The sequence below is a fragment of the Acinetobacter oleivorans DR1 genome (genome assembly GCF_000196795.1).
Lineage (GTDB): Bacteria > Pseudomonadota > Gammaproteobacteria > Pseudomonadales > Moraxellaceae > Acinetobacter > Acinetobacter oleivorans.
This window is the reverse complement of the sequence record NC_014259.1, coordinates 2,509,617-2,535,238: the sequence shown is the minus strand read 5'-3', so window position 1 is coordinate 2,535,238 and position 25,622 is coordinate 2,509,617. Positions and strand designations below refer to the sequence as shown.

The 25,622-nt window shown below is 38.2% G+C and carries 22 protein-coding genes and 1 pseudogene; 12 read left to right on the top strand and 11 right to left on the bottom strand.

All coding sequences use genetic code 11. The annotated features are described in order from the left end of the window. Positions 1 to 36: 36 nt before the first annotated feature. Together AOLE_RS11855 and AOLE_RS11850 are read left to right on the top strand one after the other, a co-directional pair. On the top strand, positions 37 to 1,320 hold the full coding sequence (locus AOLE_RS11855) for a DcaP family trimeric outer membrane transporter (protein WP_085942212.1): 1,284 nt from the start codon (positions 37 to 39) through the stop codon (positions 1,318 to 1,320). A gap of 100 nt (positions 1,321 to 1,420) precedes the next feature. Continuing rightward, a complete protein-coding gene (locus tag AOLE_RS11850) occupies positions 1,421 to 2,776 on the top strand; it encodes an MFS transporter (protein ID WP_013198221.1) in 1,356 nt (451 codons plus the stop codon). 48 nt (positions 2,777 to 2,824) lie between these two features. Here the strand turns inward: AOLE_RS11850 and AOLE_RS11845 are convergent, their stop codons facing one another. Continuing rightward, positions 2,825 to 4,063, bottom strand: coding sequence for an SGNH/GDSL hydrolase family protein (locus AOLE_RS11845; protein ID WP_013198220.1), 1,239 nt, complete (start codon positions 4,061 to 4,063; stop codon positions 2,825 to 2,827). 111 nt (positions 4,064 to 4,174) lie between these two features. Between AOLE_RS11845 and AOLE_RS11840 the strand changes: the two genes are divergently transcribed. Then, positions 4,175 to 5,080, top strand: coding sequence for a LysR family transcriptional regulator (locus tag AOLE_RS11840; protein ID WP_013198219.1), 906 nt, complete (start codon positions 4,175 to 4,177; stop codon positions 5,078 to 5,080). Here the strand turns inward: AOLE_RS11840 and AOLE_RS11835 are convergent. Beyond that, the gene (locus AOLE_RS11835; protein ID WP_005304244.1) at positions 5,073 to 5,375 is read right to left on the bottom strand and encodes a hypothetical protein; all 303 of its coding nucleotides are present in this window, start codon (positions 5,373 to 5,375) and stop codon (positions 5,073 to 5,075) included. The genes AOLE_RS11840 and AOLE_RS11835 overlap by 8 nt on opposite strands. Positions 5,376 to 6,279: 904 nt before the next feature. Here AOLE_RS11835 and AOLE_RS20505 point away from each other — a divergent pair. Together AOLE_RS20505 and AOLE_RS11830 are read left to right on the top strand one after the other, a co-directional pair. After that, on the top strand, positions 6,280 to 6,426 hold the full coding sequence (locus AOLE_RS20505) for a hypothetical protein (protein ID WP_005304246.1): 147 nt from the start codon (positions 6,280 to 6,282) through the stop codon (positions 6,424 to 6,426). 266 nt (positions 6,427 to 6,692) lie between these two features. Continuing rightward, on the top strand, positions 6,693 to 7,121 hold the full coding sequence (locus AOLE_RS11830) for a hypothetical protein (RefSeq protein WP_013198217.1): 429 nt from the start codon (positions 6,693 to 6,695) through the stop codon (positions 7,119 to 7,121). Positions 7,122 to 7,211: 90 nt separating this feature from the next. On the opposite strand, the gene AOLE_RS11825 is transcribed toward AOLE_RS11830, so the two are convergent. The 3 genes from AOLE_RS11825 to AOLE_RS11815 form a co-directional block, all read right to left on the bottom strand. After that, on the bottom strand, positions 7,212 to 7,529 hold the full coding sequence (locus tag AOLE_RS11825) for a hypothetical protein (RefSeq protein WP_004793048.1): 318 nt from the start codon (positions 7,527 to 7,529) through the stop codon (positions 7,212 to 7,214). A gap of 115 nt (positions 7,530 to 7,644) precedes the next feature. Continuing rightward, positions 7,645 to 7,860 (bottom strand): hypothetical protein, encoded by a 216-nt coding sequence (locus AOLE_RS11820; protein WP_013198216.1) that lies wholly within the window; start codon positions 7,858 to 7,860, stop codon positions 7,645 to 7,647. 280 nt (positions 7,861 to 8,140) lie between these two features. After that, positions 8,141 to 8,617 (bottom strand): CinA family protein, encoded by a 477-nt coding sequence (locus AOLE_RS11815; RefSeq protein ID WP_013198215.1) that lies wholly within the window; start codon positions 8,615 to 8,617, stop codon positions 8,141 to 8,143. Positions 8,618 to 8,933: 316 nt separating this feature from the next. Here AOLE_RS11815 and AOLE_RS11810 point away from each other — a divergent pair, with 316 nt between their 5' ends. Further along, the gene (locus AOLE_RS11810; protein WP_013198214.1) at positions 8,934 to 10,352 is read left to right on the top strand and encodes an iron-containing redox enzyme family protein; all 1,419 of its coding nucleotides are present in this window, start codon (positions 8,934 to 8,936) and stop codon (positions 10,350 to 10,352) included. 43 nt (positions 10,353 to 10,395) lie between these two features. After that, complete coding sequence (katE, locus tag AOLE_RS11805; RefSeq protein WP_081399168.1) at positions 10,396 to 12,540, top strand: catalase HPII; 2,145 nt, start codon at positions 10,396 to 10,398, stop codon at positions 12,538 to 12,540. 55 nt (positions 12,541 to 12,595) lie between these two features. Here katE and AOLE_RS11800 read toward each other — a convergent pair whose 3' ends face one another. Together AOLE_RS11800 and AOLE_RS11795 are read right to left on the bottom strand one after the other, a co-directional pair. Continuing rightward, a complete protein-coding gene (locus AOLE_RS11800; RefSeq protein WP_013198212.1) occupies positions 12,596 to 13,474 on the bottom strand; it encodes an SDR family oxidoreductase in 879 nt (292 codons plus the stop codon). 139 nt (positions 13,475 to 13,613) lie between these two features. Further along, positions 13,614 to 14,016 (bottom strand): annotated as a pseudogene (locus tag AOLE_RS11795) (DUF6367 family protein). A 474-nt stretch (positions 14,017 to 14,490) separates the two neighbouring features. Between AOLE_RS11795 and AOLE_RS20820 the strand changes: the two are divergent. After that, positions 14,491 to 15,726 carry a KGG domain-containing protein gene (locus AOLE_RS20820; protein WP_013198210.1) on the top strand — a complete coding sequence of 412 codons (1,236 nt, stop codon included), beginning with the start codon at positions 14,491 to 14,493 and terminating at the stop codon, positions 15,724 to 15,726. 59 nt (positions 15,727 to 15,785) lie between these two features. Here the strand turns inward: AOLE_RS20820 and AOLE_RS11785 are convergent, their stop codons facing one another. After that, a complete protein-coding gene (locus AOLE_RS11785) occupies positions 15,786 to 16,019 on the bottom strand; it encodes a hypothetical protein (RefSeq protein WP_004793031.1) in 234 nt (77 codons plus the stop codon). A gap of 288 nt (positions 16,020 to 16,307) precedes the next feature. Between AOLE_RS11785 and AOLE_RS11780 the strand changes: the two genes are divergently transcribed. Next, a complete protein-coding gene (locus tag AOLE_RS11780) occupies positions 16,308 to 16,919 on the top strand; it encodes a LexA family protein (RefSeq protein WP_013198209.1) in 612 nt (203 codons plus the stop codon). A 72-nt stretch (positions 16,920 to 16,991) separates the two neighbouring features. Here AOLE_RS11780 and AOLE_RS11775 read toward each other — a convergent pair whose 3' ends face one another. Beyond that, positions 16,992 to 17,603 carry a LysE family translocator gene (locus AOLE_RS11775; protein ID WP_013198208.1) on the bottom strand — a complete coding sequence of 204 codons (612 nt, stop codon included), beginning with the start codon at positions 17,601 to 17,603 and terminating at the stop codon, positions 16,992 to 16,994. Positions 17,604 to 17,760: 157 nt separating this feature from the next. Here AOLE_RS11775 and AOLE_RS11770 point away from each other — a divergent pair, with 157 nt between their 5' ends. Continuing rightward, positions 17,761 to 18,216, top strand: coding sequence for an Lrp/AsnC family transcriptional regulator (locus AOLE_RS11770; protein ID WP_000376211.1), 456 nt, complete (start codon positions 17,761 to 17,763; stop codon positions 18,214 to 18,216). Positions 18,217 to 18,272: 56 nt separating this feature from the next. Here AOLE_RS11770 and AOLE_RS11765 read toward each other — a convergent pair whose 3' ends face one another. Further along, entirely contained in the window at positions 18,273 to 19,889 is a 1,617-nt protein-coding gene (locus tag AOLE_RS11765; protein ID WP_013198207.1) for a purine-cytosine permease family protein, read from the bottom strand. A gap of 195 nt (positions 19,890 to 20,084) precedes the next feature. Between AOLE_RS11765 and AOLE_RS11760 the strand changes: the two genes are divergently transcribed. Then, positions 20,085 to 23,546 carry a hybrid sensor histidine kinase/response regulator gene (locus AOLE_RS11760; protein ID WP_013198206.1) on the top strand — a complete coding sequence of 1,154 codons (3,462 nt, stop codon included), beginning with the start codon at positions 20,085 to 20,087 and terminating at the stop codon, positions 23,544 to 23,546. Then, entirely contained in the window at positions 23,546 to 24,505 is a 960-nt protein-coding gene (locus AOLE_RS11755) for a response regulator transcription factor (protein WP_013198205.1), read from the top strand. The genes AOLE_RS11760 and AOLE_RS11755 overlap by 1 nt, the downstream gene beginning before the upstream one ends. A gap of 45 nt (positions 24,506 to 24,550) precedes the next feature. Here AOLE_RS11755 and AOLE_RS11750 read toward each other — a convergent pair whose 3' ends face one another. Continuing rightward, positions 24,551 to 25,621: an alpha/beta hydrolase gene (locus AOLE_RS11750; RefSeq protein ID WP_013198204.1), complete on the bottom strand. Its 1,071-nt coding sequence runs from the start codon at positions 25,619 to 25,621 to the stop codon at positions 24,551 to 24,553. Between the last annotated feature and the right edge of the window lies 1 nt (position 25,622).

The window sequence follows — 25,622 nt, the reverse complement described above, 5'->3', positions numbered from 1 at the left end:
AAGTCTAATTAAAGATCAAAAAAGGAAAGTTTTATGATAAATGCTTTAAATACAACGGTTCAAAAAAGCCTATTGGCAGTTTCTGTGACCCTGTTTGTGTCTTCTGCTTTTGCAGGTCAAACAGATCCTGAAATAGAACAACTTCGCCAAGAAGTAAAAGAACTACGGGCTATGCTACAAGCCAACATGCAAGCTCAGAAATCTTTATCGCAACAAAGAGTAGAGCTAGCAACTTCTGCAATGCCCCAAACTGCTCAGCCTACAAAACAAGTGTTAACTAAGTCTGGTGCAGAATTTAATTTATACGGTTATATACGGGCAGATGCTTCTTATCAAATGAAGGGCGCATCTACCATGTATAACAATATTAGTGGGGTTCCACTCGAAAATACGCCAGAAGAATCTGCTCAAAAAGACCAAGTACACAGTACCGTTAATGTGACACGTTTCGGGTTGAATTTTAAAACCCCAACGGCTGTGGGTGATGTGGGCGGGAAACTGGAAATGGACTTCTTTGGGGCTGCTACTCGGGATCAGTTTCGGATACGCCATGCTTATTTAACGTTTGATAAATGGCTCATTGGCCAAACGTGGTCAACATTTATCGCACCTGAATATTATCCGGAAACGATTGATGCAGGCACATTTGTAGGTAGTGCATTATTAAGATCGCCGTTGGTTCGATACAGCGATAACATTACGGCAAATACCAGTTTTGCAATATCAGTTGAAGACCCGAAATATACTGCGACAACTGACCCTGACAATAAAATGCGCTTACCAGCTTTGGTAGGACGCTTAAATCATAAATTTGCCAATGGTTCGATGTTATCTGCCCGTAGTTTAGTTGCCGAAAAAAGAACGAATAATGATGAGCAAGTCGCTTGGGGCGTGGGCTTCGGCGGTAAATACCAAATTACGCCCGATACATTACTCAAAGCCGATTATTACCATGTCAAAGGAGATGGGCGTTTCTTGCTATGGAGCAATAGCGGCTATGCAATAGATGATCAAAATAATATGCATAGCAATGAATTTGACACTATTTCTTTAGGTATTACTCATCAATTTACACCACAAATTCGTTCAACCTTAGCTTATGGCTATATGAAAGCCAAAGATGACAACCGTTTTGCCGAATTACAACGTAATAGCACTACTCAAAACAAAGAGCTTTGGCAGGGCTGGGTAAATGCACTGTATAACCCTTACAAGCCAATTACCTTGGGGGTCGAATATGTGTATGGCGAACGAGAAACTTTTGATGGCCGTAACGGGATTGATAGCCGCTTCAATATGATGGCGAGTTATGACTTTTAATTTATTCAACAAGACCTTGAATAATCTGTTTTTTCTTTAGGGTGCAATATGTCGTTTTAAAAAATTAAATATGAATTTATCTCACAGAGGAGGTGAGTAAATGACAACATCTAAATTAAATGTAAATGAAGTTATTGATCAGGCCCGATTTACCCCTTTTCACTGGAGCATTTTGCTTTGGTGTTTATTAATTATTGTTTTTGATGGTTATGATCTGGTGATTTATGGCGTTGTACTGCCTTTGCTAATGCAAGAATGGTCATTAACAGCTGTACAGGCGGGGATGTTAGCAAGTACAGCACTATGCGGAATGATGTTTGGGGCAATGTTCTTTGGAACTTTGGCAGACAAAATAGGCCGTAAAAATGTGATTTTAATTTGTGTCACTCTTTTTAGTGGTTTTACCTTTTTAGGTGCTTTTGCATCAAGCCCACTTGAGTTTGGGGTACTTCGGTTCTTGGCGGGACTAGGCATTGGTGGGGTTATGCCAAATCTAGTTGCTTTAACCTCGGAATACGCACCTAAACGTATACGTAGTACTCTGGTGGGGACCATGTTTAGTGGTTATGCGATTGGTGGAATTCTTTCAGCCTTAATTGGTAGTTATTTGGTTGAAAGTCAGGGGTGGCAAATTATGTTTTTAATTGCTGGTATTCCATTATTTTTATTACCTGTAATCTGGAAGTTTTTACCTGAATCTTTAACCTTCTTGGTTAAAACTGGTAAAACTGAACAGGCACATAAAATTATTCAAAAAATTTCACCTGAACAAACACTAACAACCCATACGCAATTAGTGCTTAATGAAGATAATGTTCCAACAGGCAGTTCTGTAAAGGGATTATTTCAACAAGGCCGTGCCTTCAATACACTCATGTTCTGGCTCGTATTTTTCATGTGCTTACTCATGGTGTATGCCTTAAGTAGCTGGTTACCAAAACTCATGCTGGCAGCAGGGTATTCATTGGGCAAAAGTATTTTATTCTTGCTTGCTCTAAATGTTGGCGCAATGATCGGTTCAATTGGTGGAGGTATTTTGTCTGATAAATTCCATTTAAAACCGGTAATTATGGGAATGTTACTGGCAGGAGTTTTAGCATTAATCGGTTTAGGCTTTAAGTCACCAGCCTATGTTTTATATGGTTTGGTGACCGTTGCAGGAGCTGCAACGATTGGGACCTCAATTCTGCTTTATAGTTATGTTGCACAATATTATCCATTAAGTGTGCGTTCTACAGGAATTGGCTGTGCCTCTGGTGTTGGTCGAATTGGGGCAATTGTTGGTCCAATTTTAACGGGCTTGTTATTGGGTTTAGAATTGCCACATAAAATGAATTTTGTGATGATCGCAATCCCTGCAATTTTGGCGCTTTTCGCTGTCATGGTTCTAAGACGTTATGCAGCTGAAAAACAGCCGATTACACCAAAACTTACCGCCGAGTTAGAGGGTAATTAATGAATATTGATGCAGGTAGGATACGAATTCCTACCTGCATCTGGCGTTTTATTGATTAACTAGCTGGTTTAAATCAACCAGATTTGCCATTTGTTGATTCCCGCGATCATTAGGATGTAAATGATCTCCAGAATCATAAATTGGATTTAATCGGTCAGAATGTTTTGAATCTTTTAAGCCTTCTTCAAGATCAAGAACCCCATCAAATGTTTTACTGGTTCTCATCCAGTGGTTAATGCGCTGGCGTAATTCATCTTTATTCGGTTGGTAATAATTATCTAAAGGTGTATTAGGTAAAGCGCCTGAAAAGGGAAGTAACGTCGCCCCAATCACTTGAATACCTTGCTCATGAGCTTTCTTTACAACACGTTTATAACCTTCGGTTAAGGCTTCAATCGACGGTATTTGTTGTTTAGGTGCAAAAGCTGTACCGGGCCATGAAATATCATTAATACCAACTAAAACAATTAAAGTTTTAACACCTGAGTATTGAAACACTTCACTGTTTAAACGTTTTAATGCACTGTCACCCATACCGTCTGTAAGTAGTCGATTCCCTGAAATTCCACTATTAATAACCGCTATTTGATGGGTCGATAAGCGCTTAGCTAAAAAGTCAGTCCATCTCGTATTTGCATCTAAAGTTGCAGTTGCGCCGTCAGTAATGGAGTCTCCAATGACTGCAACAACATGGGCTTTACGCTTCGCTTTTACTTCAATAGCCGATAATAATAACCGTGCAGTTGTTGTTTTGGCACTGCTAGACGTATTTAAGTTCGCGGTCTGATTACCAGCAATAATCCAACTGGTTTGTTTCGCATCCCAATGAAAAGTTTTAAATGTAGTCGGCCTTTGAATAAAACTATTTACCATTAACTGCGCATGATCGGGAACTGGTAATTGGATTGGATCACTAATCAGTTGTTTGCCAGGTAAAATCTGTGCTTTAAGTTTCCCAGAAAAATAAACAGGATAGACACTCTTAGCTTTTAGACTTTGTCCTTTGAATATTCCCACAGTTGTTTTATCAATATATAACGGTTGATCCCCATATTGATTTGTAAAGACAAGCCTAACAGCTTCACCACCTAAACTAATTTGACTGATTTGTTTAATGGTCTGATTAGATATTTGCTCTGGAATATTGGTCGGGAAAACGAAATCTTTATTCCAGACTTTTTGTGGGCTAGCTGCCCAAGTGGTAACCCATTGGCTCTTTTGTACTTCTGCTTGTGCAAAGCTCGTAAATAAAATGAGAGAGAATAGGGCGGGTTGATAAAGTTTCATCTCGTGAACTCTTTAAAACGAATTAAAGTTATCTTGAAACAAATTGCTGGCTTGTTATAGCGACATAAGCGGAATAAGATTTGTGAATGAAATTCATAAATAGATGTTGTTATGTCATATTTTGATATTAATCGGTCTGGCGAGTTGGCAATTTTTATTCGAGTGGTCGAGCTTGGGAGTTTCTCTGCCGTTGCAAGAGCTTGTGACATGACGCCGTCTGCGGTCAGTAAGTTAATTTCTCGGTTGGAAAAAAGACTTGGCGTTAGATTGCTTAACCGTTCAACACGCCAGTTTCAGCTTACCAGTGAAGGATGTCAGTTTTATGAGCAAGGCATTCACATACTCAATAACTTAGATGAACTAGAGCAATCAGTTACTGCAAATCACATGCCGCAAGGGCGAATTAGAATTCATACCAGTCTTTCATATTGGACGCATTTTTTATTGCCTTGTATTTCTCTATTTAACGAGTGCTATCCACAAATTGAATTAGAGGCACATTTGAGTGATGAAGTCATTAATTTAGTTGAGCAACGGATTGATGTTGCAATCCGGACAGGGCCTTTAAAAAGCTCAAATTTGGTTGCTCGCTCACTCGGAAGCACACAGAAACATTACGTCTGTTCACCTGCATATATTGAAAAGTATGGTTGTCCGCAGCACCCAGAAGAGCTTTATGCACATCAGCTTTTAGATGTAAGTTATCAGCGTCAGAATAAAACATGGTTGTTTAAAAAAGATGAGCAAGAAATCACACTTGCACCTACTCAAGTCCTGAGAGTAAATCATGGAGAAGCAATCTTACAATTAGCGCTTGCAGGTGTTGGTGTTGCACAGCTTAATGAATTCCAAGTTCGAAAAGCGCTAGAGCAAAAACTATTGGTTAAAATTCTTGAAGACTGGAATATCAATGCTTCTGAAGAATTTCATGCTGTTTGGATAGGACATGACAAATATGTCCCTAAACGCGTAAGGGCATTTTTAGATTTCTTGGTAGAGCAGGCAAAGATTAGTTAATTAAGTTTTTTCTAGCACTTAACTGACATTGGTGCATGGTTTCATTCATCGTTTCCACAAAGTGCATATCCGCATCAATATTTTGTAAGCTTACTTTAGGTAAGTTTTCTACAAATTGTGGCGAATAATGTTCTTCTAAAGAGTTATAAATACAATTACATTGTGAAAGTGCGCGTCCTGCCCAAACACAATGTCTGTTAAATTCATTTTTACTGATAGATCGGCAACCTAATAAACTTATAGAACTTATTAATAGGATGCTCATTAAAACAATACGATATAAAAAAAACATCATAATTGCTCTTAGTTGGTTGTTGTTATCGTTCGATTTGGTATAGAGATGTTTTAATCTTTAATTGGCGTTAAATCTTGAGATTTTTTCCGTATAAAGATAAAAGTTTGGATAGGTGAAAAGATGGTAGGAATTCTTTAAAAGTGTTTTAAGCTGAACGATAAGATAATAAATTTTAAGAAAAATAAAATGATATAAAATAATAGTCATTAGAGACTCCTTGATAAAAGAAGTTACGCCCAATCACTGCTATTAATTATGGTGGTGAAACGAAAGAGGGTTAGCAGACTGATACCTAAGAAACCAGCGCACCCGAAGGTGTCCCACTCCCGTTCCTCCGTCAAAGGCACGAGGGGCTCCACACCAAAAAACGTGTTTTTAGTGCTCTTAGGTAGACGGTCTGCTAAAACCGACTGACAAAATAGGTCAGCCGGAGCATCATAAGCTGAGCATTAAAGCGGGTCAATTGCAAAAATAAAAGATTGGTTTATATAAACAAATATTAATATTTTTAAATTTTTATTAATAAAATAACTCATTATTTGGAATTTAAGCGATTGATTAATTATTATACCTAATCTTAATAATTGAGTTTTAATGTTTATATATCAAATATTTATTAATTGTTAATTTATATATTGTTTGCAATCATTGACTTAATAAGACACAAACTCGGAAAGGATGAATAATTTTACTTTCATCAATATGATAATCTGAATTAATTAGCTAATGCCAAAATTTAATTAAAATATCAATTGCAAGAATGATATTTTTTGATCATTTATTTAATTTTGATTTTTACAAAAGCTTGCATAATCTACAAAAGTTAAGAGAACCACTGCGGTAGGTCAACAGAAGATAATGTTATTCATAAGCTTACATCTTAAGATTAATCAGGGTGATCTCAATGTTAAGAATTTTTTGTGCTGTGAGTATGGTATTTGCAATCGCAATGGGTATGAGCGCTTGCCAAGATCGACATTCAACAGATGATGATGGAACACATGGCTCTAATGATCCAACCGTTCCTCAACAAATGGATAAAAACTCATAATTATTTCATCTAAGAAAACTCACTTTTACGTGGGTTTTCTTATCGTTATTTTCTATAAAATACGTAACACAATAAAAAAGATAATTATATGAAAATATAAGATTAATCAATGAATTAAGTTGGTATTGTCTTTTTAATAATTTGTTGTTAATGAATTGTTTTTCTAGTAAATTATAGTTTCAAAAAATTAATAAAATAAACACAACAAGTTACTTATATTCATCCAAAATTCATTTTAGTGATAACAGTTTTATAAAGGTAAGGATATGCCCCAGTACTTAAGAATAGCTGAGAAAATCTATCAAAATGTTAAAGAAAAAAAAGGCTTTACAGATGAGCCTATGGAGGATCTTAACAATTTGATGATTGAACTCAGACATGAGCTTAAGGGGACAAAACTTAAGCTTTTATACAATTATATTGATTTTGCTGAATTACTAATTAAACCCTTACAGGAATCTAAAATTAAATTGGATTTAAGCCTTATTCCAAAGAGCAAAAATACACAAGAATTTGTTCTGTGGCTTGCAGGTTTTATTGAAAGAATTACTACAGGTGGACAGGAAAAATTACCGCCAATTCAGACTAAAGTTGCTTTACCTGACTACGCCTATGAAGAAACACATTCTTCTCCAGTAAAACCAGTCAATAATGGAGAAGAAATTATTGAATATTTTAAGAAAAAAGAAAGTTAAATCGTGGCATATAAAAAAAGCCTATTTCCGAGGGCCAATCGGAAATAGGCTTTTAGTTTTTGGACCAAAAGAGAATGTTATAAAAACAACTTATCTTCCATTCCATGCATCTTTAATTGCTTGTTTAGCATGTTCCCATTTTAAGCGAGATTCAGCTTTGAGTTCTTCCCATTTTTGTTCCAAACCGCCTTCGACATCTTCAAACTGAGTGCCTTGTTCCGATTCAGCACGTGCGCGATGACCTAATTCATAGGCTGTCGAAAAGTCTCGGTCATAATCGAGATCGGGAGTAGTAAGCTGAGCTTCTTGATAATAAGGACGAGTAAGGTAACTTTCGCGCCAATAAGTGTCAGAATAATTATGGTCGCCGGCTGGCAGTCGTGCGTGATCGCTATTTTGATCTGTCATCAGTTTTTCCTCATCTATTATTTAATTTTATGCTTATGGTAAATTTAGGAAGGTGAGGGCACCTTCCTAAATAAAATGAATGACCGCATCAAATGACATTTAAGTCAGCATCGGATTAGCGTTGCTGATTATTGTTATTTGAGTTTTGTTGGCCTGAATCTTTTTGATTCGAGCCTTGTTGTTGGCGGCGATTGTCATTTTGCTGTTGTTGCTGTTGGTCTTTTTGCTGTTGGTTGCCGTTTGGCTGTTGCTGATTGTTGCGGTTGTCATTTTGCTGTTGTTGTTGCTGTTGATTATCGCGTTGATTGCTTTGATTATTAGTAGTGCTCATCTTTAATTACCTCATATCATTTATGATGTGTGTTTTATCTGAGAGCTTCAGATAGGTTTATTAAAACATGAAAATTTTTAATGTGTAGCCTTCGGGTGTTACCCTATATTTAACTGTAAATTTAAAAATTAAATAAAACCTTGATTTCTATAAAATGTAACTTTTATCAGTAAACATAATTAATATGAAGATAGATAAAATTACATTTGAGCAAAATGGTGTTAAATAAATGCAATGGTCATTTCTAAATGTGTATATGTTATCTTTTATTAAAATGAATTTATTTTTTATTATCTAATATTATGTATTCTATATCTTTAGAAATGCAATAAATAAGTTGTCTAATTTTAAGGCATGCTGGTCCTTTAAATAGTCGTCTAAAGTTATAAAAATTATTTTTATAATAAATAGAATAAAAAAAGGTGCCTACAGGTTTTTCTTTAGTCTCAGAACCTCCTTTTTTTAAGAGACCTGTGCAGGCAATATAAAGATCGGCATGTAGGAGTTCTTTGCCTTTTTTGATCATCTCCACAGTGACTTGCATCGATTCAGGTGTATATTTTTCAATAAGTTCAGGTGAGATATGAAGTGTATTTTCTTTGACACGTAAGTCATAGCTGACTAAGCTTCCAATAAGAATATCACCTGAATAGGGACTTAAAGAGAAGCGATAAGCTAAATAGCCCGCCGAAGCACTTTCAAAAAGTGCAATTTTAATTTTTTCTTGTGCGAGTAATTTGCAACATGAATTAAACATTAGTTTTCTCCCTAAAACTTTTTTTAATTTAGTTATAAGATTATTTTTAATTTATTTTTGTTAAGTTTTTAAACTTTATAATTCTTAAGGTAACTTAAATGTAATTAAAATTTATTATTTATATATCTTTTATAAAAATAAATATTTAAATAATTCTAAAGTTGAGAATGTAACTTTGTGTTGTTTTTTATCTGTTTGAAATATAATAAATTTAAAATTATAGGTTGTTTCTTGATAACGTAATATAACAAAGGTAGGCTGGGATTATAGTTTAGCTGAAGTATGGTGGTTTATATCTCACTAAAGGAGAATAGAAATGCCTGTTGTAGTGAAAGAAAGATTATTAGACTTATTACAAGATAATCAACAAAACTATTACGAATTATTTGTTTTTTTCCTTGATCCTGATATTTCTAGTTTTGAAAAAGAAAAGAAAGCACGAGATTTTCTTAATAAAGAAATTGATAAAATAGATCAAAAGAAAATTGATTTTCCTGCAACTATAAATACGGTTAAAGAATGGTGTGAAAACGATAATAAACAAAATTGTGAATTATTTCAGACTTACCTAAACCGTAGACAAAACGGGGGGGAGAGAGAATATTTTAAAAATGTTGGTCAGGCATTCGAATTTTTAATTAAGGTTTCCCCAACTAAAAAAGTAGATGGTGCATGGCTATATAGTTCAGTTCACTACTGGAATGATCCGGTTTTTCATGACCTCATTATTACTTATTTGGAAGAGCTGGGACTAGGTGAGCCGAAAGCAAACCATGTCTGTATCTATGATGACTTGCTACGTAGTCTGGGACTCGATAGTTTTGATCTGCTATTAGAAGATGAATATTATCATAATGCCGTGATTCAGCTGGCGCTTGGTTATGCTCCACCTGAGTTCATTCCTGAAATTGTCGGCTTTAATTTAGGTTATGAGCAACTGCCACTGCATCTACTCATCAGTAATTATGAGCTTGCAGAACTGGGTATTGATTCTAAATATTTTAATTTGCACATCACTATCGATAACATTGATAACGGGCATGCAGATAAAGCAATTAAAGTTATAGAAAATATTTACGATAAATATAGAGATAAAGAACTTTTCTTTAATAAATTGAAGCGCGGTTTTGCGCTTAATAACCATGGTGTTTCATCTTCAAAAATTATTAAAAATTTAAATCTTGAAGATTTAGTCCTTAAAATTTTAAAAAGAAAAGCGCTCGTGGGTCAGCTCATTCATAACGAAACTAGACAGTTTGGATGTAAAACCATTAACCAATGGTTATCAAATCCAGAAGACGTTAACGGGCTAGTTACACATCTCATTGATCACAAGTGGATTAAATTTAATACCGACCCTGAACAGAGTGTGTTCTGGCGAATGATTAATGAAGAAAATGGAAAAATGTTTGGGGTATTTAACCCTGTAGAACGTCAAATTATTCATGATTGGATTGCTGGTAGTGATCATTCTTCTAACTTCTTGGCCTATAGCAGGGAATTAAAGAATAGCCAGCGTATTCAAGATTATCTCTTTAGTTATATTTCCGATGGCGAACTGGATGCACTGCAAGAGCGTGTTCAGAAATCACATGATCTTGCTATAAAAATATGCAAGCTGACTCCGTTTTTGGCCCCAGATTCACATCATAAAAGCATTGGACTTTGGAGCACACGTAAATACGTCGAACTCCTTTTTCCATATTTAAGTTCCTTTAACAAAACTAACTCTTGAAGTTTTTTAATTCACCCCACGTTTAACTTTAAAAACATAGGTAATGAACATGACTGATAATGTTAAATCAACAAATAAAACAAGTGAAATGGCTGGTGCTGACGCTGCAAATAAAGCCAATACTACCCAAAAAACTGAACAATTAGACTCAGTCAGAGATGATGCAACCAATGAAGCATTAACCACAAACCAAGGTGTTAAAATAGCGGATAATGAGAATAGCTTAAGAGCGGGCATTCGTGGTTCAACGCTATTAGAAGACTTTATTTTAAGAGAGAAGATTACTCATTTTGACCATGAGCGTATTCCTGAACGTATTGTGCATGCGCGCGGTGTAGGTGCGCACGGTTACTTTCAAGCTTATGAAGGAAATGAGCGCTTAACAAAAGCCGGTTTTTTAACTGATCCAAGCATTCAAACACCAATTTTTGTACGTTTCTCAACAGTGCAGGGACCACGTGGCTCTGCTGACACCGTTCGTGATATTCGTGGTTTTGCGATTAAATTTTATACCCAAGAAGGTAATTTCGATTTAGTCGGCAACAATGCACCAGTATTTTTTGTACAAGATGGTATTAAGTTTCCAGACTTTGTTCATGCCGTAAAACCTGAACCAGATACAGAAATGCCAACAGGAGCCACAGCACACGATACTTTCTGGGATTTTGTATCTTTAGTACCTGAGTCAGCTCATGCAGTAATTTGGGCAATGTCAGACCGTGCTATTCCACGTAATCTACGCTCAATCCAAGGGTTTGGGGTTCATACATTCCGTCTTATTAATGCTCAAGGTAAATCTCATTTTGTGAAATTCCACTGGACCCCTAAACAAGGTTTAAGTGCTTTAGTGTGGGATGAGGCTCAAAAGCTTGCAGGTAAAGATCCAGATTTCCACCGTCGAGATCTTTATGAAGCGATTGAGAATGGGGTTTATCCTGAATGGGAGTTGGGCGTACAAATTGTCGAAGAAGAAGATGAAATGAACTTTGACTTCGATTTATTAGACCCAACCAAAATTATTCCTGAAGAGTTGGTTCCAGTGACTCCAATCGGCCGATTTGTTTTAAATAGAAATGTAGATAATTTCTTTGCAGAAACAGAGCAGGTGGCTTTCTGTCCGGGACACATCGTACCAGGCATTGATTTTACAAATGACCCACTTTTACAAGCACGCCTATTTTCGTACACCGATACACAGCTAAGTCGTTTAGGTGGACCAAACTTCCATCAAATTCCGATCAATAAACCAGTGTGTCCATTCCATAACAATCAACGTGATGGTATCCACCAACATACGATTCACAAAGGGCAGGCTTCCTATCAACCAAACTCAATTGATAATGATTGGCCAGCAGAAACGCCACCCGCCGCTTCAAATGGTGGTTTTGAAAGCTATCCTGAACAAATTAGCGGGCATAAACTTCGTCAAAGAAGTGAAACCTTCTCCGATCATTTTTCACAACCGCGCCTTTACTACAAGAGCCTTGCGCCTCATGAGCAAAAGCATGTGGTCGATGCCTATACTTTTGAATTAAGTAAAGTACAAAGAAAACACATCCGTGAGCGCCAAGTTCAACAAATTTTGGCAAATATTGATCTCGACTTAGCTCGACAAGTAGGTGCTAATTTAGGAATTGAAGTTCCTGATTTAACTCTAGATTATAAGAAAACCGCAGTTGAAAAATCGGCTAAATTATCTTTCTTGGCTTTCCCACCAGAAGATATTCAAGGCCGAAAAGTTGCTGTGCTTATTCATAACCTTGTGAAGTCAGATACACTTGAAGCTATTAAAAATTGGGCGATTAAAGAAGGTGCGGTTGTTCATTTACTAGCGCCGAGCTTGGCTCCAGTAAAAGACCATAAAGACAACATTATTGTGGCTGATGGCATGCAGATGGCTGAACCTTCAATTGCTTATGATGCGGTGATTATTCCTGATGGCGATAACTTAAATGCCGTGCTGCAAGATGGCGTAGCGCGCCACTATGTACTCGAAGCTTATAAGCATTTAAAACCAATTGCGTTTTTAGGTAATAAATCTGACTTGCTTGAACCGCTAGGTTTAGTTGCCGATGAGGGTACTTTAGTTGAAGATAAATTCCAGCCTATTGCTGAAAAATTCAAAAAACTGATTATGGCTCATCGTGTTTGGTCACGAGAACAAATAGCCGCTAAGGTACCAGCTTAATAAACAAAAAAGCCCTGAAAGATTTATCTTTCAGGGCTTTTTTATATCCTAGGGATTAACCATTTACGATTTGACCACCGTTTACATGAATCACCTGACCTGTAATATAACTTGCATCATCTGAGGCAAGGAAAAGATAAGCAGGTGCAACTTCACTAGGTTGTCCCATTCTTCCCATTGGTGTGTCTTTACCAAATTCTTTAACGGTTTCCGCATCGAAACTGCTTGGAATTAATGGAGTCCAGATCGGACCTGGTGCAACACCATTCACCCGAATTCCTTTTTTCTGCTTCATTAAATTGTTTGATAAGCTACGTGTAAAAGTCGTAATCGCACCTTTGGTACTTGCATAATCAATAAGCTCATCATGGCCTTGATAACTGGTAATACTGGTTGTATTAATAATACTGTCGCCTTCTTCCATATAAGGAATAGCTTCTTTAGTAAGATAAAACATTGGAAAAATATTAGTTTTAAATGTTTTTTCTAATTGCTCATTACTAATACTTTCAATTTCCTTTTGTTGATATTGCACGCCAGCATTATTCACTAAAATATTAATTTTTCCATAATGTTGTAGAACTTTATCAATATCGAGTTTTGCAACATCTGGGTCAGAAATATCTCCTTTTAATAAAAGGCAATGTTGTCCTTCTCTTTCAACAAGTTGTTTAGTGATTTCGGCATCCTTATCTTCTTCAAGATAAAGGATGGCAATATCCGCACCTTCACGGGCAAACAATACTGCGACAGAACGGCCTATACCGCTATCGCCACCACTAATAACGGCAACTTTATCTTTTAACTTATCGCTACCTTTATGAGAGCTTTTTATAATCTCAGGTTCAGGATGCATTTTTTCCTGATCGCCTGGTTGATGAGATTGAACTTGTGCAGGTGCAGATGTTGGATACTGATTTGTTGAGTTTTCCATACGTCAAATACCTCGGTTAAATATCTAATTCATCAATAGTGCGTTGTTACTACGTAAATATGAGTAAAATGAATTTTTTAATAAGTTGTCTTTGTTATTTTATTTATAAGGATGTAAAAAAATATTTTATATTTAAAAGTTAAATAATATCTATTAATTTGATTTTGTTCTTATCAATCATACTTTCAATAATGGATCTATTTCCAGTATCTTCTAGCCAGTTTTCAATAGATATATTATTGGATAAGTCTAAAATTTCTTTAATAATTTTTTTTAGCGCCTTCAATATTTTGTGTTTCTTTATTATTTTTATTAATGATGTTGTCAAGCAATAACTTTATATCTTCTTGCTCTATATTCTTTGACTTAATAATATATAAATCTCTTTGGAAGGGATGGCTCGCATGCGGAGGATCTAATCTATAGCTCCATTCTTGGTCATAATTTTGCCATGAATTCTTAGATTTAATATGGCCGAGTAAAATTTCTGGAATAGAAATATGTATGTATTGTAGTGTTGACTCTTGATCTTTTAATTGCATGGCTAAACCACTCAAATTGCCTTAATAAAACTAGTTTTAAATATTCATATTAATCTCTCAAGTAAATTTCCTTTGAAAATGTAATGATATATATTATTGTTTTCTATTGAAAATAAGTGTTTTAATCTGTGTTTGTTTAAGTAAGTATGTTTCATTATTTTACTTTTTGTTTATAGTTAAGCTGTTTCGTTGTTTATATAGATATTTTAAATCTGTTTGTAAAAATATATTGTAATGTGCAGTTAAGTAATAATAAGTGAGCTAATTATTTAAAAAGTAAAATGTGAGAAAAATTAGAATGTATAAATCTTTATTTAAATAATGAAGTTGTAGAATTTTTAATCTTTCATTTTATATACATTTAAATTGATTGATACAGTGCATCGGTAGGAAAATATTATAGATCTTCTATCTTTATTAAATCCGTTAATCAAAAGCGGTAGTGACTATAATTAAATATAGGAAGATATAACTATGGCTAATACTAGATATGAAGATGATGATAACAATAGTACAGGTACTTCAAATCGTGGATTTGCAAGTATGGATCCTGAAAGAGTTAGAGAAATAGCCAGCAAAGGTGGGCGAGCAGCCCATGCCAGTGGTAATGCGCATGAATTTACATCTGAGGAAGCTCGTGAAGCGGGTGCCTTAAGCCATAAAAATGGTGGTCGCGGTCGTAGCCGCGATGATGACGACGATGACGATGATCGCGGTAGCCGTTCAGGTGGCCGAGGCCGTGGTCGTAGCCGTGATGACGACGACGATGATGACGATCGCGGCAGCCGCTCAGGCGGCCGAGGCCGTAGCCGTGATGACGACGACGATGATGACGATCGCGGTAGCCGCTCAGGCGGACGAGGTCGTGGCCGCAGCCGTGATGATGACGACGATGATGACGATCGCGGTAGCCGTTCAGGTGGCAGAGGACGCGGTCGCAGTCGTGATGACGACGATGATGACGATCGCGGTAGCCGTTCAGGTGGCCGAGGTCGCGGTCGTAGCCGCGATGACGACGATGATGATGATCGTGGCCGTTCAGGTGGTCGAGGACGCGGTCGCAGCCGTGACGACGATGATGATGACGATCGCGGTAGCCGTTCAGGTGGCCGAGGACGTGGCCGCAGCCATGATGACGATGATGATGACGATCGCGGTAGCCGCTCAGGTGGTCGAGGACGCGGTCGCAGTCGTGATGACGATGATGATGACGATCGTGGCCGTTCAGGTGGTCGAGGCCGAGGCCGCAGTCGTGATGACGACGATGATGACGATCGCGGTAGCCGCTCAGGTGGTCGAGGACGCGGTCGCAGCCGTGATGACGATGATGATGACGATCGCGGTAGCCGTTCAGGTGGCCGAGGCCGTGGCCGCAGTCGTGATGACGATGATGATGACGATCGCGGTAGCCGCTCAGGTGGTCGAGGCCGTGGCCGCAGTCGTGATGACGATGATGATGACGATCGCGGTAGCCGCTCAGGTGGTCGAGGCCGTGGCCGCAGTCGTGATGACGATGATGATGACGATCGCGGTAGCCGCTCAGGTGGTCGAGGCCGTGGCCGCAGTCGTGATGACGATGATGATGACGATCGCGGTAGCCGCTCAGGTGGTCGAGGCCGTGGCCGCAGCCGTGACGACGACGATTATGACGGTCGTGGTCAAAACTCTCGTAATCAAAAACGTGATGCCTCTGGACGTTTTACGTCTTAAGCATAATGTTTTAAAAACGAAGGAGGCTTTTGCCTCCTTCGTTTTTTAATTTATTTACTTTACTGTGGGAGCAGTTGTAGTCCTTTTACAATATCAATGTATTCAGAACCGTTTAACCAAAAAGATTTTTTTAAAAATAGCGTCGTCATAATACTTTCGGCTGCTTCGCTATCCGGATTTTCACAGAATAATCCGTAGCTTTCACCTAAAACCGCATCATTTTCAATCAGGCGGATATAGTAAGCATGTTGCTCATTTGCATAACCTAAAACCGCATCACGTTGATTTTTCATTTCGCATGTCTCCATACCAAAAAACTGAATTTAACCAGAATGTTAAGTGTTCAGAATCTCATTTGATAAAAATCAAAAAACAGTCAGCAATAAAGACTATCTCGAAATAGGTTTTGATTTTCTTCAAATTGCCATTTTGATTAAAACATCCCTGTTAAAAGCAAAATGGATTAAAATCTGATCATGAGATTTATTGTTATGCAAAAAAAATATTTCGTCAACTTGAAAATGTAACTTTTTCAAGTTACATTGTTTGTGTAGGTTTTGAACAGTGAAAAGGGAGGCAATATGCCAAAGAAAAAAGAGTTCGAGCATGGCGGTGTACGAGAAAATGCCGGACGTAAAGCACAGTTCAATGAACCCACCAAAGTCATTCGTGTTCCCGAATCTCAAGTTAACTTTATCAAAAATTGGTTACTGAATAATGTCAAAACCAATAATTTAACCGACTTTAACTCAAAACTTAATGTTCAACAGGTTCACCCGAATAACGATAAAATTTACCACATTCCTTTAGCAACAGAACGTGTTGCGGCAGGTTTTCCTTCGCCTGCACAAGATGATATTGAGCAAGCACTCGATTTAAATGAATATTTAATTAGAAATGAAAATGCCACGTTTATTGTCAAAGCCAATTCTTTATCCATGCTAGACGCTGGAATTGATATTAATGATCCGCTTATTGTGGACCGTAGTATTTCCGCTAAATCGGGTGATATTGTGATTGCACTCATCGACAATGATTTCACTGTTAAGCGCTTAATGATTGATAGTCAATTTCAGCCACCTAAAGTTTGGCTAAAAGCTGAAAATCCTGATTATCAAAATATTTATATTGAAGAGGGGCAAGAACTTGTTATTTGGGGAGTCGTGACGTATAACCTCAAACGAATGAGATAAATTTTTCTTATATTTTACTATTCAAGTTACTGACCCGAAATGATGGCCAGTAACTTTTTGTTGAATGACTTTTTAAATTTGTCCAATCAATAAGCACGTTGCGATAATGACCATCAAACCACCTGAGAAACGACCAACTAACTGTGCTGCTTGTGGTCTGGTTTTCAAAATAGCCTCTGAACCATAACCCACCATTAAATAAATAATCGCGCAGCTAATCATGTGTACAACACCAAAGGCAAGAATTTGTGTTGTCACGGACCATGAAGCAGTAGTGTCAATAAATTGAGGAAGCAGCGCTAAAAAGAGTAAAAAAACCTTCGGGTTTAATCCACTTACATAAACGCCTTTAGTTGCCCAGCTCAACCATGACTGAGCCTTTTCAGAACCAGACTCATTCGGAGTAGGAGGGGTAAGTAATAAGTTTATTCCCATCCATAACAAATAAGCAGAACCCGCAATTGTTAGGATCATGAGTGCAGTTGGATTATTTGCTACAAGCAGCCCAACACCAGCCGCTACCAATAAAATCGTAATAAAGTGCCCAAATAGCATACCTGCGACAGCGGGTACGACGACTTTGCCCTTAATTCCTGCCGAAATGGCATAGGCCCAGTCTGCCCCTGGAGTAATAATAAAAAGAATGGAGACACTCCAAAATGCAATAAAAATGTTAAAAGCCATATGCTTATCTCGGCAAACTATTTTCCAAAGGTTTCGCTCGTGGTTTAGAAAAAAATCCCTATTTATTCGAGCTTGTTGAAAATAATATGCTCATGTATTTAGAATGTGCTTTTAAATATTTGCTCATATCACACTCATTTGGGGTAAATTTTTCTAAATGGATCGCACAGATAAAAAGATTCTTGCTGAATTGCAATTAAATGGCCGATTATCTATTACTGAATTGGCAGAAAAAGTAGGCTTGAGCATTTCACCTTGTCATAGACGAGTGAAGGCTTTAGAAGAATCGGGAGCCATCAAAGGCTATCGGGCAGAACTCGACCCAAACTTAGTGGGATTTGAATTTTCAGCGATTGTTTTTATTACGCTTAAAGAAGGTGATAAACAGGCAGTCGAGAAGTTTGAAAATGCTGTAATTGATATCCCGCAAATTATTCAGGCCCAGCGCTTGTTTGGTGAGCCAGATTATTTACTACATGTGGTCGCTAAAGATTTACCGGCTTTTCAGCGTTTGTATGATGAAAAATTATCTGCTATTCCAAGTGTGCAACGACTCATTTCAACCATTGTGATGAAAGATGTAGTGCCTGAACGTTTATTTCCGATTGGTTAAAAACATCAGGCGTAAAAAAAGAAGCTTTAAAACTTCTTTTTTAGTTTTAAGAATATTTAAGCGTCGAGTGTTTTACACAAAGAACAGATCGTGCCGTTATGTTTGTGAGAGAACATAATATCTGGACGCTCATAACCTTGCTCACATACGCGGCAGTGGTAAACCGTTGCTACAGGTGTACCTTCAGCATCGTAACGTGGTTCTTTAATACCGTCATCATGTGACTTGATGTAGTATTTTCCTTTGGTTAATAAACCCATGATTGGAGTTAAGACAAAAGCAAGTACAAGTGCGATAAGCGGTGAGTAAGGCGCCAAGAAGCTACCAAGTAAACCGAAGAATGCTGCAATTGATAAGCCTGCTGATACAAGGAATGCAACCATACCGACAGGGTTTACGTTGTAGAGCATGTCACGGCGATATTCAGGTTCTTTAGGTGAAAGTTTTAAAACATATTTGTTGATTGAAATGTCTGTTGCAACAACTACCACCCAAGCAATTGCAAAGTTTGAATAGAACCCTAAGATTTTACCTAGTACCGCAAACATATTGCCTTCCATCAAAGCAAGCGCAATTGCTAAGTTCACCATCACAAAGACAATACGACCAGGATAATGTTTGCTAATACGAGTGTAGGCACTTGTCCATGCAAGGGAACCAGAGTAAGCATTGGTCACATTAATTTTAATTTGAGAAATAACCACCAAAATCACTGCAAGTGTTAAAGCTGCCCAGCCCGGAAGCATGTCATGAAACGCTGCATTAAACTGTTGAACAGGTTCAGTGCTGTTTACGCCCGGTATTTTAGTGAGTAAATAGAATCCTAAAAATGCCCCAATAATTTGTTTAATTGCCCCTAAAATCACCCAACCCGGACCCGCTGAAATAACGGCTGCCCACCATGCTTTGCTATTTTCTTTTGTTTTTGCAGGCATGAAGCGTAAGTAATCAATTTGCTCACCAATTTGCATGATTAACGATAAACAAATACCAGCACCTAACATGATTGCAGCCATGTCTACGGTTGCAAAACCTTCTTTACCTGTAAAAGTAGCAAATTGGCTGACTAAAGTAGGTTCTTGATAAATCAGGTAGGCCACAGGACCAATCATCAGAATAAGCCAAAGTGGGGTAGTCCAAACTTGTAATTTACTTAAAGCTTTCATACCGTAAATGACGAGTGGAATGACCATAACGGTTGAGATGAGATAGCCAGCCCAAAGCGGAATGCCTAAACCAAGCAATAACCCTTGCGCCATGATTGAACCTTCAAGGGCAAAGAAAATAAATGTGAAACTGGCGAAAATGATACTGGTAAGAACCGAACCGATGTAACCGAAACCAGCGCCGCGGGTAATCAAGTCAAGGTCGATGTTATAGCGCGCTGCGTAGTAGGCTAAAGGAATGCCAGTTAAGAAGATAATAATCGCTGCAAATAAAATGGAGAAAACAGCATTGGTTGTTCCGTAAGACATACCAATACTGGCACCAATAGAAAAGTCAGCAAGATAGGCAATACCACCAAGTGCAGTAATAGCGACAACTTTGGGACTCCAGCGCCGAAAGCTGTGTGGAGCATAACGTAAAGTATAATCTTCTAAGGTTTCATTCACTGCTTTTTGTGAATCTGTACCTTGCACAGTGTCCAGATTTGGATGTTCAGATACACTCATAACATCAATCTCCCAATCATTTTCGGTCAATCAACACAAATATTGATCATTGTTTTTTGATGTTTTTGAGTGTGTGATTTTTGGGAAAAATTGAAAATACGTTATTTTGCGTATATGTGCGTATTAGAAAAAATCGACATGATAAGTGACTTTTGGCATAAGGATTGCTGGGTTTAATGCAGCCCTATCCAAAACATGAGTGTTATGCCAGATTCTTCACGCCCCCAACAAGCGCCACAACGTGTGATCAAAACACGCCGTGAATATAATATTTGGGTGGCAGATGAAAGTATCGAAGATTATGCGCTCCGCTACGCACCCACCTCAGTAAGAAAATGGTCACCTTGGACTGTTACCAATACCGCAATCTCGACAGTCAGCTTTTTGGCTATGGAAGCCATTGGGGCGACTATGCTTTGGCAGTATGGCTTTAGCAATGCAGTCTGGGCAGCAATTGTCGTATGTACCATCATATTTTTAACCAGTTGGCCGATTAGTTACTACGCCGCAAAATATAATGTAGACGTCGATTTGCTTACTCGTGGTGCAGGTTTTGGCTATATTGGCTCGACCATTACCTCTCTAATTTATGCCAGCTTTACCTTTATTTTGCTTGCGTTTGAAGCCGCAATTATGGCGATGGCACTTGAACTGGCTTTAGGTATTCCGCAAGTTATTGGTTACTTAATTTCTGCCATAGTGATTTTGCCTTTAGTGGTCAAAGGCATTGGTTTTATTAATAAAGTTCAGGCAATCACTCAGCCAATCTGGCTCTTATTGCTGTTATTACCGTGGTTTTTTGTACTTTGGAAACAGCCACAAATTTTAAGTAGTAGCCTGCATTTTGTTGGTGCGGTTTCAAACTCGACCGATTTTAATCTGTATTACTTTGGTGCGGCGTGCACTCTTATTTTTTCTTTTGTGATCCAAATTGGGGAGCAAGCCGACTATTTACGTTTTTTACCGCAAAAAGAAAAGAACAGAACTGCATGGCGTTTTGCTGTTTTTTTAGGTGGTCCATCTTGGATTATTTTTGGATTTCTAAAAGTTTTGATGGGTATGCTGCTGATGGTGTTGGCTTTTCAGTTGTTTATTCCTGTCTCTGAGCTAGACAATCCGACTTATCTATATTGGGTTGCCTATCAACAGTTTATTCCAAACCCTCAGCTTGCATTAATTCTCACATTAGCACTGGTTTGCTTGGCGCAAATTAAAATTAATATGACCAATGCCTATGCTGGCTCATTGGCATGGTCCAATTTTTTTGCCCGTTTAACTCATAGCCATCCGGGGCGAATTGTCTGGCTTCTTTTTAACGTGTTTATTGCTATTGTTTTGATGGAAATGGGCATTAGCCATGCAGTTGAACGCATTTTGGGGCTATATAGCAATATCGCTTTGGCATGGATTGGCGCCGTTGTTGCCGATTTAATTATCTGTAAGCCTTTGGGTTTAAGCCCGAAGGGAATTGAATTTCGTCGTGCTTATTTATATGACATTAACCCTGTAGGTGTGGGCGCATTACTGATTGCCTCAGTGTTATCGATGCTTAGCTATTTGGGCTTTTTCGGACTCATGGCAAAAGGATTAGCGAGTTTCATTGCTCTAGGAAGTGCGGTGTTATGTGTTCCTATTATTGCTTACTTAACCAAAGGCAAATATTACATCGCACGCCAGCCTGAAAAAATTCAGGCGACTTCGGTTGCTAACTGTGTGGTATGTGAAAGGGACTATGAACTTGCCGATATGGCGGGCTGTCCAGCCTATAACGGTACGATTTGCTCTCTATGCTGTTCACTTGAAGCACGCTGCCACGATTTATGTAAACCCGATGCACGCTGGTCAGTTCAACTTAAAAAAGCCATCTGGCACTATTTACCAGAGCGTTGGGCCAGCCGTTTAAATAGTCGAGTCAGTTTATATTTATTACTGACTTTAGGGCTGTCGATCGTTTTAGCAGTGAGTTTAAGTCTGGTTTATATCCAAGAAAAAACCTATTTAGAAACAATTAATGCAGCAGCCGTTCCTCAGTTATTTACGCTGTTTGTGAAAATTTACACCATTTTATTTTTATTGATGAGTGTTGCTGCATGGTGGTCAGTACTAAACGATGAAAGTCGTCGTAATGCCGAAATCGAAACGCATCAGCAAACAGCATTATTGATTGATGAAATTGCTGCTCATGAAGTCACTTCAAAAGACTTACAAGACGCCAGAATTTCGGCAGAGCGGGCTAATGACGCAAAAAGCCGTTATGTCATTGGCATTAGCCACGAACTAAGAACACCTCTAAATAGTATTTTGGGCTATAGCCAATTACTTCAAAAACAAGAGCAACTTTCAGAACAAGGCAAAATGGCGCTCGGTGTGATTAGCCGCAGTGGTCAACATCTGACTTCACTGATTGACGGTTTACTAGATTTAGCACGAATTGAAACAGGTAAAATTTCTTTAAATGTAGTGGATGTTCATTTCCCAAATTTTATTGAACAGATTATTCAAATGTTTCAGCCGCAGTTTGAACAGAAGAATTTACAGTTTGTTTATGAAATTGGAGAGAACTTACCGCACTATGTGCGTACCGACAAAAAACGCTTAGAGCAAGTGCTCATCAATTTGCTGGGCAATGCTTTAAAGTTTACAACGAGCGGCACAATTACTTTGAAAGTCGAGTACCGATTTCAAACAGCATATTTTGAAATTAGAGATACGGGCTGTGGTATTGCCGAGGCAGATTTAGAACGAATCTTTAACCCGTTTGAACGGGGCAGCAATGTAGTGCAAGGTGGATTTACCGGAACAGGGCTTGGGCTTCCAATTGTAAAATTGTTGGTCGATTTACTCGGTGGACAGCTATCTGTGACTAGTCAGCTCAATCAGGGTTCACAATTTAAGATTAAGTTTTATTTACCTTCAAAAGAAGTGGTTCATCCAATTTCTAATGTTTACTCCAACCAAATTACAGGCTATCAAGGCGAGCGAAAACGAATTTTGGTTGTCGATAATGAAGCGGTGGATCGAGGTTTAGTCGCTAATTTTCTAAAACCTTTAGGATTTATGATTGAAGAAGCCGAGTCGGGTATTGACTGTTTAAGACGAGTACCTATTTTTCAGCCTAACCTGATTTTGATGGATTTAAATATGCCTTTGATGGGCGGCTGGGAAACAGCGCGATTATTACGTCAGAATAATATTACCAATGTGCCGATCTTAATTATTTCAGCCAATGCAGGCGAGCGCGAAGTCAATCCACAAGATGCGGTCTTAAGTGAAGACTTTATACTAAAACCAATCGACCTCAATTTGTTGCTGAGTAAAATTGGAGACAAGTTAGGCTTGGTATGGATTGATTCCAAATCAGATGCACTACTTGAAAATAATGAAGTTCAAGCATTGGATGTAAAGGTGTTTAAGCAAGAGCAAACTACTGTTCATAGATCAATCCAACAACCGGAAAATAATGATCTGCTCGATTTACCACAAAGCTTGCAGCAATTAAATGATTTGATTGGACAGGGGTACATTCGAGGAATTCAACAGACTTTAACGCAATGCCGTCAAAATTTTCCGGAACATAACGAGTTATGGGAACAGCTTGAACAGGCTATTCAAAAGTTTGATTTAAAACACGCCCAACGATTAATTCAGGATAAGTAATGAGTACGCAACATGTTTCTTTTCAGCAAGCTTCGCCAAACGAGCAGGCTGTTATTCTGATTGTGGATGATGTTCCGGAAAATTTAGGCTTGTTACATGAAAGTCTAGATCAGGCAGGTTATCGCGTGCTTGTCACAACTGATGGGTTAAGTGCAATTGAAATAGCTCATCGATGCTTACCAGATATGATTTTGCTCGATGGCAATATGCCACATATGGATGGTTTTGAAAGTTGCATACAGCTTAAAGCAAGTCCAATTACGCAGTTTATTCCCGTCATTTTTATGACAGGTTTGTCTGAGACAGAACATATTGTGCGTGGTTTTCAGGTCGGTGGGGTAGACTATGTAACCAAACCTCTGAATATTGAAGAAGTATTAGCAAGGGTAAAAACACATTTGGCACATGCCAAACTATTGCAGCAACAAAAACAGGTGATTGATGCAACGGAAACAGCCATTCTTGCGCTAGATGTTCACGGTAAAATTGTTTGGAAAACCCAAAAAGCCAGTGATTTACTGAATCAATATTTACCTGAGTTAGAGGGCTTTGAAGCAGGCTTAAAAGCTTGGTTTTCAGACTTAGAGCAAGAAAAAGACCCCAAAAAATTAACAAGCTGTTCTTATTCAACGCCATCTCAGCAATTACAGCTTTTATTGCTTACGCCGTGGCAAACTGAACCAAGTGTGGCAAAAAATTATCTGATACAGATTAAGACTTCTACGCCGGCTTTGGAAATGGCTGATATTTTGAAATATTGCCCACAGTTGACTCAACGTGAGGCCGAAGTCATGCACTGGTTGTTGTTAGGCAAAACCAATAAAGATATTGCAGAAATTTTGGAGCTGAGCCCACGGACGGTGAACAAACATTTAGAGCATGTTTTTGAAAAACTTTGTGTTGAAAATCGAACTGCTGCCGTAGCGCATATTAATAGTCTGGTACAAGAGTTTCATTAAGTGCATTTAAAAATAGAGGCCCGTGCTGAGCCTCTATCATTTTTATTACTTCAAGTTCTGTTTAAAGAAACTGGTTAATTTATTAAATGGAATGAGATCGACCCGATCATATAAATCGACATGTCCAGCACCCTTAACGTAGTAAAGTTCTTTAGGTTGGCCTGCGAGTTTATAAGCTTCTTCACTAAACTCCTTTGAATGAGCTTGATCACCGGTAATAAACAACATCGGACGTGGTGAAATCGTTTCAATGTCGTTAAATGGGTAGAAGTTTAAAAATTTGACATTACTGGTGAGCGTTGGGTGGGTTGTAAGCTCTCTCGATGAACCTTTAGGCGTATATTCTCCGCGTGGAGTACGATAAAAGTCGTAAAATTCACGTTGAATAGGGTGTGTATCTGCTGTTAGCTCATGCGTAGTTCCGCTGGTATATTTGGTTTCACCACCTTTAAACTCAACATAACGCTGTGCAGCGGCTTCTGCAATAATTTGTTTTCTTTGTTCTAGGGTTTGTGAGTGACGTAAGCCATTGCGATTTGCTGCACCCATGTCGTACATACTTACAGTGGCAATAGCTTTTAAACGCGGATCAATTTTTGCTGCACTAATGACAAAACTCCCGCTTCCACAAATACCCAGTACACCAATGTTATTACGGTCAATGAAAGATTGTGTTCCCAAATAATCTACAGCGGCACTAAACGCTTCTGCATAAATGTCCGGTGCAACCACATTTCTTGGTTGGCCCGCGCTTTCACCCCAAAATGATTGATCAATTGCTAAGGTCACAAAACCTTGTTCAGCCAGTTTTTGTGCATAAAGCATAGAGCTTTGCTCTTTTACAGCCCCCATAGGGTGACCAATTACAATTGCAGAGGCTTTAGTTTTTTTATTCAGATGTTTGGGAATAACCAGATTACCGACTATATCCATGTTGTATTGATTTTTAAAAGTGACTTTCTGAATAGTCACTTGCTGACTTTGATAAAAGTTATTTGCGCCATTCGACATGTCTGCTGTCATACCTGAGGTTGAAGAGAATAAACCAATTGTTGCAGCGCAAATCGCAGCCGCAGTATGGGTTTTAAGCTTTTTAAATAAGGGAGATGGAGTCATA

What these genes read in the sequence shown, in the direction of transcription:
- AOLE_RS11840 (WP_013198219.1), top strand. Translation starts at nt 4,175, where the DNA reads ATGTCATATTTTGATATTAATCGGTCTGGCGAGTTGGCAATTTTTATT.
- AOLE_RS20505 (WP_005304246.1), top strand. Translation starts at nt 6,280, where the DNA reads ATGTTAAGAATTTTTTGTGCTGTGAGTATGGTATTTGCAATCGCAATG.
- AOLE_RS11750 (WP_013198204.1), bottom strand. Translation starts at nt 25,621, where the DNA reads ATGACTCCATCTCCCTTATTTAAAAAGCTTAAAACCCATACTGCGGCT.
- AOLE_RS11775 (WP_013198208.1), bottom strand. Translation starts at nt 17,603, where the DNA reads ATGGCTTTTAACATTTTTATTGCATTTTGGAGTGTCTCCATTCTTTTT.
- AOLE_RS11850 (WP_013198221.1), top strand. Translation starts at nt 1,421, where the DNA reads ATGACAACATCTAAATTAAATGTAAATGAAGTTATTGATCAGGCCCGA.
- AOLE_RS11780 (WP_013198209.1), top strand. Translation starts at nt 16,308, where the DNA reads ATGCCAAAGAAAAAAGAGTTCGAGCATGGCGGTGTACGAGAAAATGCC.
- AOLE_RS11820 (WP_013198216.1), bottom strand. Translation starts at nt 7,860, where the DNA reads ATGAGCACTACTAATAATCAAAGCAATCAACGCGATAATCAACAGCAA.
- AOLE_RS11760 (WP_013198206.1), top strand. Translation starts at nt 20,085, where the DNA reads ATGAGTGTTATGCCAGATTCTTCACGCCCCCAACAAGCGCCACAACGT.
- AOLE_RS11825 (WP_004793048.1), bottom strand. Translation starts at nt 7,529, where the DNA reads ATGACAGATCAAAATAGCGATCACGCACGACTGCCAGCCGGCGACCAT.
- AOLE_RS11765 (WP_013198207.1), bottom strand. Translation starts at nt 19,889, where the DNA reads ATGAGTGTATCTGAACATCCAAATCTGGACACTGTGCAAGGTACAGAT.
- AOLE_RS11845 (WP_013198220.1), bottom strand. Translation starts at nt 4,063, where the DNA reads ATGAAACTTTATCAACCCGCCCTATTCTCTCTCATTTTATTTACGAGC.
- AOLE_RS11755 (WP_013198205.1), top strand. Translation starts at nt 23,546, where the DNA reads ATGAGTACGCAACATGTTTCTTTTCAGCAAGCTTCGCCAAACGAGCAG.
- AOLE_RS11785 (WP_004793031.1), bottom strand. Translation starts at nt 16,019, where the DNA reads ATGAAAAATCAACGTGATGCGGTTTTAGGTTATGCAAATGAGCAACAT.
- AOLE_RS11815 (WP_013198215.1), bottom strand. Translation starts at nt 8,617, where the DNA reads ATGTTTAATTCATGTTGCAAATTACTCGCACAAGAAAAAATTAAAATT.
- AOLE_RS11830 (WP_013198217.1), top strand. Translation starts at nt 6,693, where the DNA reads ATGCCCCAGTACTTAAGAATAGCTGAGAAAATCTATCAAAATGTTAAA.
- AOLE_RS11810 (WP_013198214.1), top strand. Translation starts at nt 8,934, where the DNA reads ATGCCTGTTGTAGTGAAAGAAAGATTATTAGACTTATTACAAGATAAT.
- katE (WP_081399168.1), top strand. Translation starts at nt 10,396, where the DNA reads ATGAACATGACTGATAATGTTAAATCAACAAATAAAACAAGTGAAATG.
- AOLE_RS20820 (WP_013198210.1), top strand. Translation starts at nt 14,491, where the DNA reads ATGGCTAATACTAGATATGAAGATGATGATAACAATAGTACAGGTACT.
- AOLE_RS11800 (WP_013198212.1), bottom strand. Translation starts at nt 13,474, where the DNA reads ATGGAAAACTCAACAAATCAGTATCCAACATCTGCACCTGCACAAGTT.
- AOLE_RS11770 (WP_000376211.1), top strand. Translation starts at nt 17,761, where the DNA reads ATGGATCGCACAGATAAAAAGATTCTTGCTGAATTGCAATTAAATGGC.
- AOLE_RS11835 (WP_005304244.1), bottom strand. Translation starts at nt 5,375, where the DNA reads ATGATGTTTTTTTTATATCGTATTGTTTTAATGAGCATCCTATTAATA.